This window comes from Escherichia sp. 93.0816 (genome assembly GCF_013368855.2).
Taxonomy (GTDB): domain Bacteria; phylum Pseudomonadota; class Gammaproteobacteria; order Enterobacterales; family Enterobacteriaceae; genus Escherichia; species Escherichia ruysiae.
Window position 1 is genome coordinate 1 of the sequence record NZ_JABWNC020000027.1, and the last position, 14363, is coordinate 14363.

Annotated in this window: 18 protein-coding genes; 13 read left to right on the plus strand and 5 right to left on the minus strand. The window is 47.4% G+C overall.

The features are described 5' to 3' along the window. Window positions 1-69 precede the first annotated feature (69 nt). The 5 genes from HEM79_RS19835 to HEM79_RS19855 are packed head-to-tail and all read right to left on the minus strand — an operon-like array spanning window position 70 to window position 3242. Window positions 70-366, minus strand: a complete 297-nt coding sequence (locus HEM79_RS19835) for a hypothetical protein (protein ID WP_223571414.1) — start codon at window positions 364-366, stop codon at window positions 70-72. A 15-nt stretch (window positions 367-381) separates the two neighbouring features. Further along, the gene (locus HEM79_RS19840; RefSeq protein WP_000208379.1) at window positions 382-906 is read right to left on the minus strand and encodes a hypothetical protein; all 525 of its coding nucleotides are present in this window, start codon (window positions 904-906) and stop codon (window positions 382-384) included. 4 nt (window positions 907-910) lie between these two features. Continuing rightward, a complete protein-coding gene (locus tag HEM79_RS19845) occupies window positions 911-1375 on the minus strand; it encodes a hypothetical protein (RefSeq protein ID WP_000841769.1) in 465 nt (154 codons plus the stop codon). Between the two features lie 26 nt (window positions 1376-1401). Continuing rightward, window positions 1402-1680 (minus strand): hypothetical protein, encoded by a 279-nt coding sequence (locus HEM79_RS19850; protein ID WP_001291060.1) that lies wholly within the window; start codon window positions 1678-1680, stop codon window positions 1402-1404. A 2-nt stretch (window positions 1681-1682) separates the two neighbouring features. Beyond that, on the minus strand, window positions 1683-3242 hold the full coding sequence (locus HEM79_RS19855; protein ID WP_039052494.1) for a DEAD/DEAH box helicase: 1560 nt from the start codon (window positions 3240-3242) through the stop codon (window positions 1683-1685). An 82-nt stretch (window positions 3243-3324) separates the two neighbouring features. Between HEM79_RS19855 and HEM79_RS19860 the strand changes: the two genes are divergently transcribed. From HEM79_RS19860 to HEM79_RS19920, 13 genes are all read left to right on the plus strand, one after another. Beyond that, window positions 3325-4005 (plus strand): ParB/RepB/Spo0J family partition protein, encoded by a 681-nt coding sequence (locus HEM79_RS19860; RefSeq protein ID WP_000382660.1) that lies wholly within the window; start codon window positions 3325-3327, stop codon window positions 4003-4005. Beyond that, a complete protein-coding gene (locus tag HEM79_RS19865; protein ID WP_000161986.1) occupies window positions 4005-4673 on the plus strand; it encodes a ParB/Srx family N-terminal domain-containing protein in 669 nt (222 codons plus the stop codon). Before HEM79_RS19860 ends, HEM79_RS19865 begins: the two co-directional genes overlap by 1 nt. After that, window positions 4670-5335 carry an ATP-binding cassette domain-containing protein gene (locus HEM79_RS19870; RefSeq protein ID WP_001717191.1) on the plus strand — a complete coding sequence of 222 codons (666 nt, stop codon included), beginning with the start codon at window positions 4670-4672 and terminating at the stop codon, window positions 5333-5335. The genes HEM79_RS19865 and HEM79_RS19870 overlap by 4 nt, the downstream gene beginning before the upstream one ends. Further along, window positions 5332-6222 (plus strand): hypothetical protein, encoded by an 891-nt coding sequence (locus HEM79_RS19875; RefSeq protein ID WP_000129633.1) that lies wholly within the window; start codon window positions 5332-5334, stop codon window positions 6220-6222. The genes HEM79_RS19870 and HEM79_RS19875 overlap by 4 nt, the downstream gene beginning before the upstream one ends. Window positions 6223-6231: 9 nt before the next feature. Next, on the plus strand, window positions 6232-6498 hold the full coding sequence (locus HEM79_RS19880) for a hypothetical protein (RefSeq protein ID WP_000176292.1): 267 nt from the start codon (window positions 6232-6234) through the stop codon (window positions 6496-6498). Window positions 6499-6693: 195 nt separating this feature from the next. Next, a complete protein-coding gene (locus HEM79_RS19885) occupies window positions 6694-7326 on the plus strand; it encodes a DNA-binding protein (RefSeq protein WP_176241412.1) in 633 nt (210 codons plus the stop codon). Beyond that, on the plus strand, window positions 7326-8582 hold the full coding sequence (locus HEM79_RS19890; RefSeq protein WP_001007300.1) for a phage terminase large subunit: 1257 nt from the start codon (window positions 7326-7328) through the stop codon (window positions 8580-8582). Before HEM79_RS19885 ends, HEM79_RS19890 begins: the two co-directional genes overlap by 1 nt. 26 nt (window positions 8583-8608) lie before the next feature. Continuing rightward, window positions 8609-10183 (plus strand): phage portal protein, encoded by a 1575-nt coding sequence (locus HEM79_RS19895; RefSeq protein ID WP_096306838.1) that lies wholly within the window; start codon window positions 8609-8611, stop codon window positions 10181-10183. 21 nt (window positions 10184-10204) lie between these two features. After that, window positions 10205-11092: a DUF6651 domain-containing protein gene (locus tag HEM79_RS19900; RefSeq protein ID WP_001055285.1), complete on the plus strand. Its 888-nt coding sequence runs from the start codon at window positions 10205-10207 to the stop codon at window positions 11090-11092. A gap of 25 nt (window positions 11093-11117) precedes the next feature. Beyond that, window positions 11118-11993, plus strand: coding sequence for a major capsid protein (locus HEM79_RS19905; protein ID WP_001130338.1), 876 nt, complete (start codon window positions 11118-11120; stop codon window positions 11991-11993). A gap of 73 nt (window positions 11994-12066) precedes the next feature. Next, complete coding sequence (locus HEM79_RS19910; RefSeq protein ID WP_001308872.1) at window positions 12067-12987, plus strand: Ig-like domain-containing protein; 921 nt, start codon at window positions 12067-12069, stop codon at window positions 12985-12987. Between the two features lie 44 nt (window positions 12988-13031). Next, window positions 13032-13466 carry a hypothetical protein gene (locus HEM79_RS19915; RefSeq protein WP_000801187.1) on the plus strand — a complete coding sequence of 145 codons (435 nt, stop codon included), beginning with the start codon at window positions 13032-13034 and terminating at the stop codon, window positions 13464-13466. Then, a complete protein-coding gene (locus HEM79_RS19920) occupies window positions 13466-14299 on the plus strand; it encodes a hypothetical protein (RefSeq protein WP_000057118.1) in 834 nt (277 codons plus the stop codon). The genes HEM79_RS19915 and HEM79_RS19920 overlap by 1 nt, the downstream gene beginning before the upstream one ends. The last annotated feature ends 64 nt before the right edge of the window (window positions 14300-14363 follow it).

Genomic DNA, 14363 nt, shown 5'->3' on the forward strand with positions numbered 1-14363 from the left:
GATTTATAGATATAAAGAAGTGATGTGAAAAATAATAACCGGACTTAGCCGGTTATTAACCTTATAGATTTATTGAACAGACTCTACAGCCTTACGATTGGTGTCAAATAGCGCATCAACGAACTGTGCCGATGACTCGCTAGATTCGCAATCCAACATTGCCCGTTCTTCATTTGCCACTTTCTTACACAGTTCCACATTCTCACCTATCGCTTTTCCTGCTTTTACGGCTGCCGAAAATTGATACATGCAAACTGATACATTCTGAGACGTTGAGCACACGTCATTCATCAGCGACTGAATGACAGGCTTATAGTCCATTGCATTTGCCGCAACTGAGCAAAGTAAAAATAATGGTGGTAACAATATCGATTTCATAACTCAAAAAGGCAAAATTCGTTCAACCCAATCGAACAAAACAACTATTTTTCTACCGTTCTCGACACGTAGTGTAACCTGACAAGCATCTGCGCCTGCTGACACCCCCTCAATTTCACGGCCATCCGCCATGTACACCCTTATAGATTTGTTTGCTTTGTAGGCTTGGTTGCAAATTGCAAAAAAATCGCGGCGTGATGGCCGATTATCGACATAATCAGGGTGAACTGTTAGTCGACCTTTGAAATCGTGAGCGATACTGTCAACCACACCTGATTCAATTGTACTAATGCGTTCAAGTGGGAGCCTTATACGATTTTCTTTGTCAAAAGGGGCTGGGCAAAGGTCAACTTTGTTACGAGATGGCATGAGGCCATAAACGTACATGCAAAACGCCTGGCCATCTTCGAGAGTGACCCTTACAGGAATTTGTTCTCTGCGCCAGAACATCAGTAGTTTTTCAACGTTAGTGTAATCTCGCGGCCAGAGTTCAGCTTGGATACCGTAGGTAATATCTTTGGTTGTCATGTCATCACAGAGTTGTTGGCAGAATGTCGATGTCACCAGAATTGCTGGTGAACACCCTGAACGCTTTTGTGTCTCCATTCTTCAGAGTCGTTTCTCGCTCTTGACGAGCGGGGTTTAGAGCACATAAACCTGCACCTTCAAGAGATGCACCCACAATTAATTCTCCGGCATTTAAATGGAAAGTCGCTTTTTCGCCTGTAGCCAGTTTTGCGACAGTTTCGCCGTTGATGAAAATGGAAGCATCACATCCAGCTCCTACAAAACCTGTGTCTCTCATTACCACCAACGTAGCTGGCGCTGCGCTTTGATACTTGAACACTTTGGCCTGCGGTGCTGGTTTGGCGTCATGGATTGATATTGGGCGTGATTGGCACGCGGTAAGCATCAACACTGGTAACGTTAGTAGAGGGAGAAGCGAGTATTTCATGATAGTTTTAGAACAGAAAGTGAACAGTATGGGAGACTTCATCTTTGTCTCCCTAATTGATAGCGTGATTATTTTAATCTGCTTAATAGCGTTTCGAGATCTTCCTTTGTCATATTAGAGTTCTCATAGATACGCATGATTTTCTCACGAGTCTTAGCGGAAGCCCCGACAGAAGATATAACCTTGTCAAAGTCGGCCATTGTCAATTGTTCCAGAATGGTATTTATGACTTCAGCCTTAGACATTTTGATATTTTTTTCTTTTAGTTTCACTTGAAACTTTCCAAGTTTGTCATTGGCCTTATCAGACAATGCTACCTGACAATAAGTTGTTTTCTTTTCGCTCATAACTAATCTCGTTTCAGAACTCCAAAATCGAATGCTCCATCAATAGGCAATACACCTTCTGCAAAGCCAGGTGTGGTGTCGATGATGTGTTTTCGCTCATAAGAGTGAGACAACAGGTATTTGTTGCTAATGTCAATGAAATCAGTGATAAAACACACGTTTGCCTGATTTTTTTTGGCTCGTAAGCCACGACCGACACGCTGCCTCATTTCAACTTCTGCTTTCCCACCACCAGCAAGAATGACCGCACCAACGCTTGGCACATCAACACCGACATCCAGAATAGTCGAGCCTATTAAAACATCTATTTCTCCAGACGCTAAACTGTTCAGCTTTGCTTGCCTTGTCGCCTGGTTAGATTCCCCATAGATGAAGTCAACTCTAAGGCCGGACTCTTTCATCATTTCCATCAGGATTTGCCCGTGGCGTTTAAGACGAACCAGAGTCATACAATTGAGAGAATGTTGCTTATAGAGCAATGCTTCGCGAACAATGGCCTCGTTACGTCCCAAATTATACACGATCCCCAACTGATAAGCCTTTTGGTAGGCGGTGCTCATACCAACTCTAAAATTGAGGTGTTTGTTGGCAAGTTCGGCCTTGATTCTGGCCTCGTCTGGCTTGTAGGCAACTTTATGATAAAGGAAGTACGGCTTTGCCAGAATGCCTCGATCAATCAGGTACTTTTCTGTGACTTTAATTTCAATTCGCCCGGCCACCGCCATCAGGCGCATGTTGGCTTCCGTCGAATCCTTCATGAACGGCGTGGCTGTAAGCGCCAGACGATAGTCTGCGTTCACACATAATCTGGCGATGTCATAGAAATTTGAGCCTGAAGACTCATGCGCCTCTTCCAGAATAAGAAGAGAGACACTTGAAAGGAAGCGTTTCACCAACTCCCGACGTTTGAGGTGGTAGCTTTTCTTATCTGGTGTTGCATCGCGTGGTGGTTCTTCGAGGAAACTTGCAAGAGTTTGAACTGTAGCGACGTTGATATGTCGTGATACCTGGAACTCACCCGAGCCAATGACTCCAACCTTTTGGTCTTTTAACCACGGTTCGCCATTTTCGGCGCGGTAGTCGATGGATCTCTGGAAGTTTTCGGCCATTTGAAACATCAGAACAGAGCGGGTTGTTAAAAATAATGTCATTCGACCGATACGTGCAGCTGCTTTGCAGGCAACGTTAGATTTCCCGCCACCAGTAGCGATCTGCGCAATCATCATTCCCTCTCGAACCAGTGTTTCCACAGTCTGATCCTGATACGCATAATCAGGATTGTATGGGAATGGGTTAACCGCAGGATTTGGTTTACCAAGCGCCGGGGCTTTGTCTTTGCGGATATGAACACATTTGATGCCCGCCTTGTTCAAGTTCGCCGCTACAGGCTTGGCAAAGCCAGCAGGGAACGAGTTTTTACTCCAGTTGAACATCGTGCTTGTGCCCTTCCAGTCGCCAGTCTCGACTTCGTAGCTCAACATCTGTTGCACCATTTGCTTTACCTTGTCATCTGCGCCAGAAATAAGCGCATTAACTGCGTTAGATACAATCCGAACAGTCATAAACCTCTTTCCTTAGTGCCTTTTGTATGTTATTTGGCTATTATAATAAGTAAGTGATTACTTAGTGGATTGTAGCAATAAAATGGATGTAAAAATCACGATTTTGCAGGTTGATGTTGCCAACCTTCGCCCGAATACCTGGAACACCAATTCGGTTGGTGCGCAGAATTTTGAAAAACTGAAAGGTTCTATCGAAAAATTGGGCTTTTTTAAGCCAATTTTGGCTCGTGAACTTGAAGATGGATTTTTTGAAATCCTCGGCGGCGAACATCGCTGGCGTGCTGCTATTGAGCAAGGAATTTCAACGGTTCCGGTGCTTTCTGTGGGCAAAATTAGCGATGTCGTAGCTAAACAGATGTCACTGGTGGACAACGAGCGATACGGTGAAGACGACCAAATCGCATTGCAACGCTTCATTGAAGAAATTCAGTCAGAACTTGACTATCAACTGTCTGAAATCGCCCCGTATGACGACGAAATCTCGATGGTTTTAGCAAAAGAGGCGGCAATCGACCTTGAAGCACTGGAGGCGTTGTCTCGTGGTAGTGATGAGCCTGTCGATACCGACAAACGAGAGAAAACCGAACGTGTGGGTGCGGAACATCAGACCATGCGCTTCAAAGTAACTTTCGATGCGTCAGATCGTGTTGCAGAAACCATAAAAAACATCATCAAAGAGCAGGCTATTAACACCGGTAATGAAATGGAGAACGCTGGTGAGGCTCTGGTGTGGCTGGTCGACTACTACAAGGAGCGTATGTAATGACCAAAAAGTTTGAAATCGTATATCGCGACCCGGCAGATCTTATTCCCTATGAGATGAATGCCAAAAAGCATGATGAACAGCAGATCCGAGATCTGGCCGCAGCCATTAAAAAGCGCGGATTTGACCAGCCAATTACGGTCGATAAGAACGACGTAATTATTACTGGCCACGGCCGCCGTGAGGCTGCAATTTTTGCTGGACTTGAGCGCGTACCGGTTATTGTTCGCGATGATCTCAGTGATGACGAGGTTCGTGCGAAGCGCCTTGAAGATAACCGACTTGCCAGCATTGATTACGATGCAATTAAGCTACAGAAAGAGCTTGAGTCGCTTGTTCTGGACGATATCGAGGTTTTCGGCTTTGAAGAGCGTGAGTTGAATGTTCTCGTTGGCAGTATGACAGAAGAAATGGACACCGACTCGCTAGTTATCGATCTTGGCGAAGAAACTAAACGACAGAAGGATGAACACACCGAGATCAGTCGTGAAGTTGCAGCGGAAGAAGTACGTGTTGTCGACGTATTGGGCTTTAAAACGCTTCCTGCTGGCTCTGCCATTGTTGTTGGTGATTTGCTTGCCCACATGGAAGAAATGACGGGAGAAAGCGGGGTAGACGCATTTGTGGCATATGCGGAGAAGATCTCTTCCGGGGAGATGGCTGCATGAGCAAATACATCATCAACGTATCGTTTCAGACACGCGTAAATAAAACCACGCGCACGTTGGAAATCGCTGAGTCGTTCGGGCTTGGCCTGGACGAAAAAGAGTGGACGCTTTACGACAATCTGGAGCTGGAAGTGAAGCAGGGCGATGTGGTGTACATCACCGGCCAATCCGGTTCCGGCAAATCCGTTGTGCTGCGCGAGTTGCAACGACAGATGAAGGATGAAGGGCTGTCTGTAGCCTCCATCGATGATTTTACCTTCGATAATGAGGTTAACGTCATCGATCAGTTGGGCAAAACGACCAGCGATGCGCTTGGGTTGTTATCTATGGCTGGTCTGAACGATGCATATCTGTTTGTTCGCAAGCCTTCTGAAATGTCAGACGGTCAGAAATATCGTCTCAAGATTGCCAAACTGATTGAGTCAGGCGCTAAAGTGTGGGCTGCTGACGAGTTCGGTGCTGTTCTAGACCGTGTAACCGCTCAGGTTGTGGCATCTAACCTCCAGCGTGCCGCTCGAAAGGTTGGTGCGACGGTAATGGTGGCGACGACTCACGAAGACCTGAAGAACGCGCTGCGCCCGGATATGCAGATCACCAAGCACTACAAAGAACGCGTGAAGGTGGAATATCACAATGGTAGTCATGATGAGGTTCATTTATGACGGACATCATCATTAAACGCTACCGCCCTGAAGAGTTTCCGCGTCATCTGGACTTTCTGGAACGAATGACTGTCACAAAGGGAACTGTAGAGGACTGGCACGCTCTTAAGTCGCTTCACTACAAAACAGACGGCAAACCTTTCGCGCCAACTTACTATCGCTGCGAACTTGATGACCGTCTGGTGGGCGTCGTGGTTATGGCTTACCCGAAACTACTGCTGGCACCTCGCCACCGCATGTTTCCTAAGTTGAAACCAACCACTAATACCACCGTGGCTAACCAGTACTGGGGTCGGTACGTGAATAACAACTTTGCGGTGATCAGTCGCTCAGTTGTGGATACTCAGTATCGTGGCGTAGGCGTCTCTTATCGAATGATTAACCTGGTTAGCAGGATGCATGACCGGCCAATCATTGAGATCCAGTCCTCGATGAGCAAATACAATCCCTTCGCCATGAAAGCAGGGTTTAAGTTCATCCGCCCTGAGCGACCGAAGAGCTATGAAAGTGCACTGCGTGTATTCCAGCGCCATTTCCGTTCCGACCCGGGTGATAACGAGGCGATCGTCAAAGAGTTGTTCGCAATGAGCGAGTCTCGTCGTCGCCGTGCACTGCGTGATCTGGTGGCGGACTACCACAAGAACAGTTCCCTGGCAAAAGCTGGGCGGAATCGTGGCACGACGATTCAGGACATTGCCGACAGTCTGGTGGACGAGGCCAGCATTGTGAAGCTGCTCAAGGACATTCACAACCTGAGCTTTACGTCTCCGTTGTATGGTGTGTACCGAAACCCTGACTTTGGCCGTCGACTGCCTGACACGCTGCCACTGCTGGCATTCGACAAACAACCTTTGGATAAACCGTTAGAAATTGCTTTACCGGCATAAGGATTTGCCATGACGTTAACCGATAAACAAAAGGACATCATCAAAACGCTCAATCTCGGTTATGAGCGAGGTCATCTACTTGACCTGGACGAATTGCTTGAAGTTTTGCCGTACAAGACAACCAAGCAAAGTATCCAGTTCTCAATTCGCGCTCTGATAAAAAAGGGGCTGGTGGAGAAAGGGCATACGCGCCAACGCAGTGACAATCGCTATCACCGCCGAACTCTTGGGTTAACCACTTTAGGTCGAGCCAAAGCGAAGTTACTGGTGATGTAATCGGTCTGGGAGCTTATTTAAAGACCTGCATCTGTATATATAAATAATAAGTAACTTATTAAATATATACGGAAGCAGGCTTCGTAAGACATGCCAGACCTAATTAAACACCCCAGAAAACAAGTTGGTTAGCAGATGCAGTAAACAAGTTGTTTTAGAGCGCATGGACGCGCTCTGTGTGTTTTAGAGGGATCTATGACGGTCGAAAAAGACGAGGTAAAAACTCGCCTGACACCAGCGGAGTGGGCCGAAGCTGAAGCCAAATGGACGTCAGGCGAATATACACTCTCAAAGCTGGAGGAAGAGTACGGCATTCGTCGTGAAACACTCTCCAGACATTTCAAAAAGCGAGGATTAGAGAAAGGCGCGGACTCTGTTGGGAAGATGGTTCGTGAGTCTCTTAAATCTGACGCAGAGCTTCGCGCTAAAGCCCGTGCGGAAAAGATAGAAGAACGTCGTACACGTTATGACGGCTGGGCGTATGCGTTGGGGCAGATGGTGATGGTCGAAGTCACTACGGCCAAACGTGAGGGTAAGCCTTTAGGGGCGATTGAGGATTCTCTCAAGAGCTTACAGAGAGCCAGTAATACCCTTGCAAAATGCTTTGAAGTTTCGTCCAAATCATTGGGCATGGATCATGCGGAAAATGACGAGGAAGAAATTCCGAACCTGGTATTTGGTGAGCTTACGCCTTCCCAGGTGGCGAAATTACGTCAGGAAGACGACGAGCCTGAAATCATCGATGACGAATTGCTTGAGACGTTGGAAGAAGAAGCTCTAAGCGAATTTGATGCGACAGATGATGGAAGTGAAGGGGAGGACGAATAATGGCAATCCCGTCCTCGCTCAGTCTTGTGCAACTGCATTCTGGACAGATGAAAGTCTTCCAGTCTCCGCATCGATTTAAAGTTGTTTGTGCTGGTCGACGCTGGGGAAAATCCCGGTTGTCGATCTCCACTATTATTCGTGCGGCGGCAAAGGAAAAAAAGCAAAGGGTCTGGTATGTCGCTCCTACTTACCAGATGGCTCGCCAGATTTTGTGGGACGATCTACAGGAAGTTCTGCCTCGTAAGTGGGTTAGGAAAAAGAACGACACCACGATGACAATCGTGTTGAAGAACGGTTCGGAGATCGCCCTCAAAGGTGCTGATAAGCCTGACACTCTGCGCGGCGTAGCGTTGCATTTTGTAGTGCTTGATGAATTTCAGGATATGAAGGCTGACACCTGGTACAAGGTGTTACGACCTACTCTTTCATCGACACGCGGCGGTGCACTGATCATTGGTACGCCAAAAGGCTTCTCGGAATTTCACAAACTGTGGACTATAGGCCAGAACGTAGAGCTGCAAAGAAAGGGACAGTGGAAGAGCTGGCAGTTTGTAACTGCCGATTCTCCGTTTGTACCTACGGCGGAAATTGAAGCTGCTAAGAACGATATGGACCCCAAATCGTTCGCTCAGGAGTACCTGGCCAGCTTTGAGAACATGTCCGGGCGCGTTTACTACCCGTTCGATCGTAACGTGCATGTAAAACCGCTTCAGTTCAACCCTCGGTTGCCTATATGGGTAGGGCAGGACTTCAACATTGACCCGATGTCTTCCGTAATTTTGCAACCTCAGCCAAATGGTGAGCTATGGGCAATTGATGAATTGGTGCTCTTTTCCTCTAACACGGCAGAAGTTTGTGATGAGCTTGAGAGACGCTTCTGGCGCTGGAAATCACAGGTAACGGTATTTCCAGATCCGGCAGGTGCTTATCGCCAACATGCTCGTGGGGAGTCTGACGTAGACATATTCAAAGAGAAGGGATTCTTACGTGTCGATTATTCGAAAAAGCACCCGCCAATTGCGGATCGTGTTAATGCTGTTAACCGAATGCTGATGTCCGCATCTGGAGATATCCGGCTGTATATCGATCCGAAGTGCAAGCATTTGATTGATTCACTGGAAAAAGTCATCTACAAGCCTGGAACACGAGATATGGATAAGACAGGTGGCATTGAGCATAGTGCAGACGCATTGGGCTATCCAGTACATCGTAGGTATCCAGTCAAAAACCGTGTTATTCTTGGTGGTTCTCGGTAGGTAAGTAATTATCTAAGGTTATTCAAATGGAATTGAACGACAAACAAATTAAGGATCTGGTGGCGCGACGCCACCCGGAATACGAAAAGAAAAAAGAACATTGGGACTTCCTCGCCAGCACTTACGCTGGCGGGCGTGGTTGGTTTACAGACAATATCTTTCGTTACTTTAAAGAGGGAGATCAGGAGTTTAAGGAGCGTGTTGAGCGTGCCTATCGCTTCAACCACACTCGTGAGGTGGTAAACCTCATCAACAAATATCTCTTTAAAGAAGACATTCATAGAAATATCGAAGAGGCACCAGAGCAGATCCGCAATTTCTGGAAACGTGCGACTCGCCAGAATGCCTCTATTGACTCATTTATGGCCGCCATTGATTTGCAATCGTCAATCTACGGCCGTATCTGGGTTGTTGTTGATAGCACAATGAGTGGTGATGTTGAGTCAGTAGCTGACGAGAAAAAGAAAGATGCTCGTGCCTACGCCTACTGGATTTCACCTCAGCAAATGCTGGATGTGGCATGGGACGACGACGGGAATATGTTATGGGCGTTAATTGTGGAAGTCGCTCGCGATGACGCAGATCCTTTTACTTCTACAGGTCAGGAATACCAACGTTATCGTCTGTGGACACAAAACGAGTGGTATCTGTTCCGTGAGGAAGTGAAGAAGGGGGCTGGTGGAGCAGGTCGTCGTCAGGCAAAAGTTATTTTAGAGGACAGCGGCGCGCATAATCTCGGCGTAGTTCCTGTGTTTCCTGTTGATTGTATTGGAGAAAGTGAATCACCGTATTTCAGCCCATCGTTGATCGATGATATCGCTTATCTTGATCGTGCGGTTGCAAACTATCTGTCAAACCTTGATGCCATTATTCAGGATCAGACATTTAGCCAGTTGGCTATACCGGTACAGTCGCTTTTACCTGGTGATGAAAACCACACTAAAGTGCTTGAAATGGGCACAAAGCGAGTCTTCACCTACGATTCTGAAGGTGGAAACCAGCCGTTTTATCTGTCACCAGACCCGAAACAAGCTCAGATGATCATCACTACGATTAAGACGGTGATTAACGAAATCTACCATTCAGTTGGTGTAGCTGGTGAGCGAACGAAGCAGGACAACGCACAGGGAATCGATAATTCATCTGGTGCCGCAAAAATGTATGACTTCCAGCGTGTAAATAGCTTGCTTGTCACAAAAGCAGAGCGTCTGGAAAGGGCTGAACGCCAAATCATGCTACTGGTTGCGAAATGGATGGGGGTAGATCTGGACGAAGACCACTCTTTAATTGCGTATCCAGAAAGTTTCGATATTCGTGGCCTTACTGATGAATTTTCTGTTGCCGAGAAACTGTCATTACTTCAGGCACCGGACTCTGTACGTCGTCACCAGATGGAAATGCTTATTGAGAAGATTTTCCCGAACATTACTGAGGCGATGAAAAAGGAATTTGATAAAGATCTCTTGAATTTTCCTCCAAAAAATGATCTAAATACCCTTGAAAATAAGTCAGCACTTACTTATGATCGTGGTGCAGCCCAAGAAAGCGGGCAAGATCAACCCCGAGGGAATGGGGACTCATCTACTCAAGAGAACGAGTGATAAGTAACAAAAGGAATTTTTATGAATCTGTGGCAAATGCTTTTGGCCCGTCGTGGTCTGATGGATGTCGCTGAAGCGCATGAGCGTGGAGGCGCTGGCGGTGTAGCTGCTGATAATGAGCAGAGTACACAAGATCCTGACAAACAGGGTGAACAAAAAGAGCAGCCGAAGGGCGATGACGAATACGCTGGCATGACTCAGGAAGAGTTACTGGCCGAACTTCGTAAAACCAAGAAAGCTGGTGCTGAACTGCTGAAGGAGAACATGAAGCGCAAAGAGAAAGAGCGCACATTGGCCGATCAGCTTGCTCAGTACGGTGATATCGATCCGGCTCGTGCTCGCCAGCTTTTAGAAGCTGAACAGGCCGCAGAAAACGCACGTCGTGAGGCGGAGCAAGCTGAACTGGAGCGTCGTGGTGAGTTCGATGCTGTTAAAAAACAGATGATCGAAGCACACCAGGCAGAGCTGGCACAGCGTGACGAACGTTATGCAGCACTGGAAAGTGAAAACGCATCACTGAAATCTCAATTAGTCGAGATGACCGTGGGCGCTTCCTTCAGTAACTCTCTCTTCCTACGTGACAAAGTTCTGATGACCCCGGCAAAAGCCCGCGTGATCTACGGTTCTCATTTTGAAGTGGGTGAAGACGGTAGCGTAGTGGGTTATGACAAACCGGCAGGTCACAAAGAACGAGCTGTTCTGGTTGACGGTGAAGGTAAGCCGTTGCCGTTTGAATCCGCGATTGAACGCATTGTGCGGGCAGATCCGGAAGCTGACGCATTGATGCGTAGCGAAGCCAAGCAGGGTGTAGGCTCACATTCCAAATCGACCTACACAATATCCCAACCGAAGAACAAGTCGACTATGGATAAGTTGGCCTCCGGTCTGGGGAAAATTGGACTTAAGTAACATCTAAATCAAAGGGAATTGATAGATGCCATTACTGCGTGAAGAAGCTGAAAAGCTGTCTAACAACGAACTTGAACAGGGTGTGATCGAAACTATCATCGATCGCGATGACCTGTTTGCCATCCTGCCTTTTATGAAAATTAATTCAAAGGCATATCTGTACAACCGTGAAAAAACGCTGAGTGAAGCTACCTTCATCGACGTTAACGACACCATCCCTGAAGGTGCAGCAACCTTCGAAGAATGCGTTGCGAAACTGCGTATTCTGGCTGGTGACGTAGACGTTGATAAATTCCTGGCGACCACTATGGCCGACACCAACAACCAGTTGGCTATTCAGGTTCGTCAGAAAGTTAAAGGTCTGGCTCGTGCGTTCCGTCGCAACCTGATTTTGGGTGACTCCAGCTCCAACAACAAGGCGTTTGACGGCATTCCACGCCTGATGCACGCAGATCAGAAGATCGATATCGCCGGTGCATCTATGACTTTCTCTATGTTCGACGAACTGGTCGATGCGGTGAAAGATCTTGGTGCTGACTGCATCATGATGCGTTCAGAGCACCTGCGTGCTTACCGTGCGCTGCTGCGTACAGTAAACGTAGGTCCGTCTGAAATCATGATGGAGAACTTTGGTCGTCCGATGCTGTGTCATAACGGCGTTCCGTTCATCATCAACGACTTCATCCCGACCGATGCTGGCAAAGCAAGCATCTACTGCCTGCATCTGTCAGAAGAGAACGGCGTTACTGGTCTGTATGGCGGCGATAACGCAGGTATCGTTGTTGAAAACATTGGTACTGTACAGAACAAAGACGCAGTACGTACCCGTGTGAAGTGGTACTGCTCTCTGGCGAATAAGCATGATAAGGCTATCGCTGCACTGACCAATGTAAAAATTTAATCAGTGTAGTAGATAAGTAGTTATCTATGTTAAAGGGTGGGCTATACGCCCACCCTTTTTGTAGGAGCGAGAAATGCCAGAACAAAAGATGAAGATTACGGAAGAGGCATTTTCGGATTTTACGGGGCATATGTGCCGTGCCGGATTTACCAATTCTATCTCCGATGAACCTTTAACCGAGCGGCAACAAAGTCAGCTATCTGCTTGTTTGCAGGCGGTTCCCCTCTCCCAATCCGTAAACATAACCCCGGCTTCACCGTCAGTTTTGGTTGGGAAAACTGTTCAACTTAGTGCAGGTATTAGTATGGGTAAGAGTGCCAGTTCATTCACCTGGAAGTCAGCAAATGACCAAATTGCAACCGTTAACGGCACTGGATTAGTAACTGGCGTAGCACCAGGCAAAGTAAAAATTACTGCAACTGATCAGGAAACCCAGCTTTCCGCGTCAGTGGAAGTCACCGTAAATCCGGTAGCCGTTCAATCCGTAACGGTAACGCCAGACTCAACCTCTGTTGAGAAAGGGAAATCAGTCAGTCTGAAAGCGAATGTTCAGCCGTCAAATGCGACGAATAAGGCTGTTACCTGGTCTTCAAAAAATGAAGATAAGGCAACGGTAGACCAGAGCGGGAACGTTACTGGTGTAGAAGTTGGCACTGCGACGATTGAGATCGTTTCCCAAGATGGCAGCAAAAAGGCAACTGCAACGGTGGAAGTAACTGCGCCTGTTGTGGCTGTTACCGGCGTCGAAATCGACCCAAATAGCACAACCGTTGAGGCAAACAAAACTGTTCAGCTGACCGCAAATGTCGAGCCGGCAGGAGCAACAAATAAAACCGTTACTTGGGAATCCAAAAATACCGAGTTTGCAACGGTTGATAGCGAAACCGGTGTTGTAACTGGCGTTGCGGCTGGTACTGCCACAATCGAGGTTACTACCCAAGATGGTAGCCACAAAGCGACAGCGACCGTAGAAGTCACTGCTGCACAGGAATAATCAATATTGGGCGGCGAAAGCCGCCCATGTAGAGAGAATGCGTTATGAAACCAGCAAAAATTGTTTTATTAGAACCGCAATTTTCCGGTTATTCGGGAATGTTGTGCGGCGTTCAGTTCGAGAACGGGGTGTCCGTAGCGGAGTTGCCTTTTATCGATCAGCAAAGGATTTGTGCCTCAATGCGAGCATCAACAGTCGAAGGCAAAAATGTTTCTCCGTCTGCCGCATACAGTGATCGTGGCGAGTTGACCGCAGACCTGATTACCGAGCCAGCAGCACCTGACATTGTGCCAATGAAACGTGGGACACCAGATGAACCGGCTAAACAGATCCAGACTTTCACACGAGAAGAGTTGGAGTCAATTGCAGACAATGAAGGCATTGCCGGTCTACGTGTGATTGGTAATCAGGTTGGTGTCAAAGCGAAAGGAATTGTCGAGATGATTGAAGGCATCCTGAAAGCACAAGGCGGTGAGTAATGGCGCAGATCGACTCGTATCGTAGCGGTGAAGCTGTTTCCCTTTCATTTGCCTTCAACGTGCTGGATATCGAATCTGCTACCTACACAGTAAAGGACAGCACCGGGGCTATTCTCGTTGATGGCGAGCCGCTAGAAATTACCAGCGGTCAAATGTCGATTCCGGTTGTCGTGTCGGCTGAATATAACCAGCTCTCTGAGAAAGAACGCGATCTGCGGTACGTCATTGTGAAGGCTGTTGCATCGGGTCTGACGCATGAAGAGCGGCAAATGTATGTTCTGCTGAATAGTTTTGAACTGTCGATACCAGAACAGTCGTTTGCAACTGTCGCTGATGCTCAAATGCAGGCGATCGATATGCTGAATGGGGACACTTTGCTGTCGGATGGTGAAGGCTTAATGCGCAAGCGTCTCATTGAGGCTACCAGACGAATTAAAACTTTACCGTTCTCAATCCGCAAAATTCTACGTATCGACTTTGACCGATACGATCGCCCTCAAAATATGCTGAATGTGTATGACATTCCGTGGGGAGCAGATGGAGCGTACCGGCATGATTTAGTCGATTGGGAAAAGATGACGCAGGAGAAGTTTGAAGAGTTCCCTGACTACTTCAAAGAAGCGTTGATGCTTGCCGTTGTCAACGAAGCGTGTGAGATCGCAAATGGCAATGATGTTGCCGCAGCACGAGAGGATGGCATTTTGTCAGAGTCAATCGGTGAAACAACCAACATGTACCGTACCGGTAAAGCTGCAAACGTGCATGTGGCTCGCAGTACCTGGCGCTTGCTGGTCAGTTACATCAACAACCGTATGATTGTTCGCCGTGCGTAACGCCAGTCGCATTATTTACTTTTGGTCGAAAGGGTTTTTGGCCAGTAATGAGAGCGACCGACAA

Coding starts and splice junctions, on each gene's coding strand:
- HEM79_RS19875 (WP_000129633.1), top strand. CDS start 5,332: ATGACGGACATCATCATTAAACGCTACCGCCCTGAAGAGTTTCCGCGT.
- HEM79_RS19845 (WP_000841769.1), bottom strand. CDS start 1,375: ATGAAGTCTCCCATACTGTTCACTTTCTGTTCTAAAACTATCATGAAA.
- HEM79_RS19895 (WP_096306838.1), top strand. CDS start 8,609: ATGGAATTGAACGACAAACAAATTAAGGATCTGGTGGCGCGACGCCAC.
- HEM79_RS19865 (WP_000161986.1), top strand. CDS start 4,005: ATGACCAAAAAGTTTGAAATCGTATATCGCGACCCGGCAGATCTTATT.
- HEM79_RS19890 (WP_001007300.1), top strand. CDS start 7,326: ATGGCAATCCCGTCCTCGCTCAGTCTTGTGCAACTGCATTCTGGACAG.
- HEM79_RS19880 (WP_000176292.1), top strand. CDS start 6,232: ATGACGTTAACCGATAAACAAAAGGACATCATCAAAACGCTCAATCTC.
- HEM79_RS19850 (WP_001291060.1), bottom strand. CDS start 1,680: ATGAGCGAAAAGAAAACAACTTATTGTCAGGTAGCATTGTCTGATAAG.
- HEM79_RS19855 (WP_039052494.1), bottom strand. CDS start 3,242: ATGACTGTTCGGATTGTATCTAACGCAGTTAATGCGCTTATTTCTGGC.
- HEM79_RS19860 (WP_000382660.1), top strand. CDS start 3,325: ATGGATGTAAAAATCACGATTTTGCAGGTTGATGTTGCCAACCTTCGC.
- HEM79_RS19915 (WP_000801187.1), top strand. CDS start 13,032: ATGAAACCAGCAAAAATTGTTTTATTAGAACCGCAATTTTCCGGTTAT.
- HEM79_RS19885 (WP_176241412.1), top strand. CDS start 6,694: ATGACGGTCGAAAAAGACGAGGTAAAAACTCGCCTGACACCAGCGGAG.
- HEM79_RS19910 (WP_001308872.1), top strand. CDS start 12,067: ATGCCAGAACAAAAGATGAAGATTACGGAAGAGGCATTTTCGGATTTT.
- HEM79_RS19905 (WP_001130338.1), top strand. CDS start 11,118: ATGCCATTACTGCGTGAAGAAGCTGAAAAGCTGTCTAACAACGAACTT.
- HEM79_RS19900 (WP_001055285.1), top strand. CDS start 10,205: ATGAATCTGTGGCAAATGCTTTTGGCCCGTCGTGGTCTGATGGATGTC.
- HEM79_RS19840 (WP_000208379.1), bottom strand. CDS start 906: ATGACAACCAAAGATATTACCTACGGTATCCAAGCTGAACTCTGGCCG.
- HEM79_RS19870 (WP_001717191.1), top strand. CDS start 4,670: ATGAGCAAATACATCATCAACGTATCGTTTCAGACACGCGTAAATAAA.
- HEM79_RS19920 (WP_000057118.1), top strand. CDS start 13,466: ATGGCGCAGATCGACTCGTATCGTAGCGGTGAAGCTGTTTCCCTTTCA.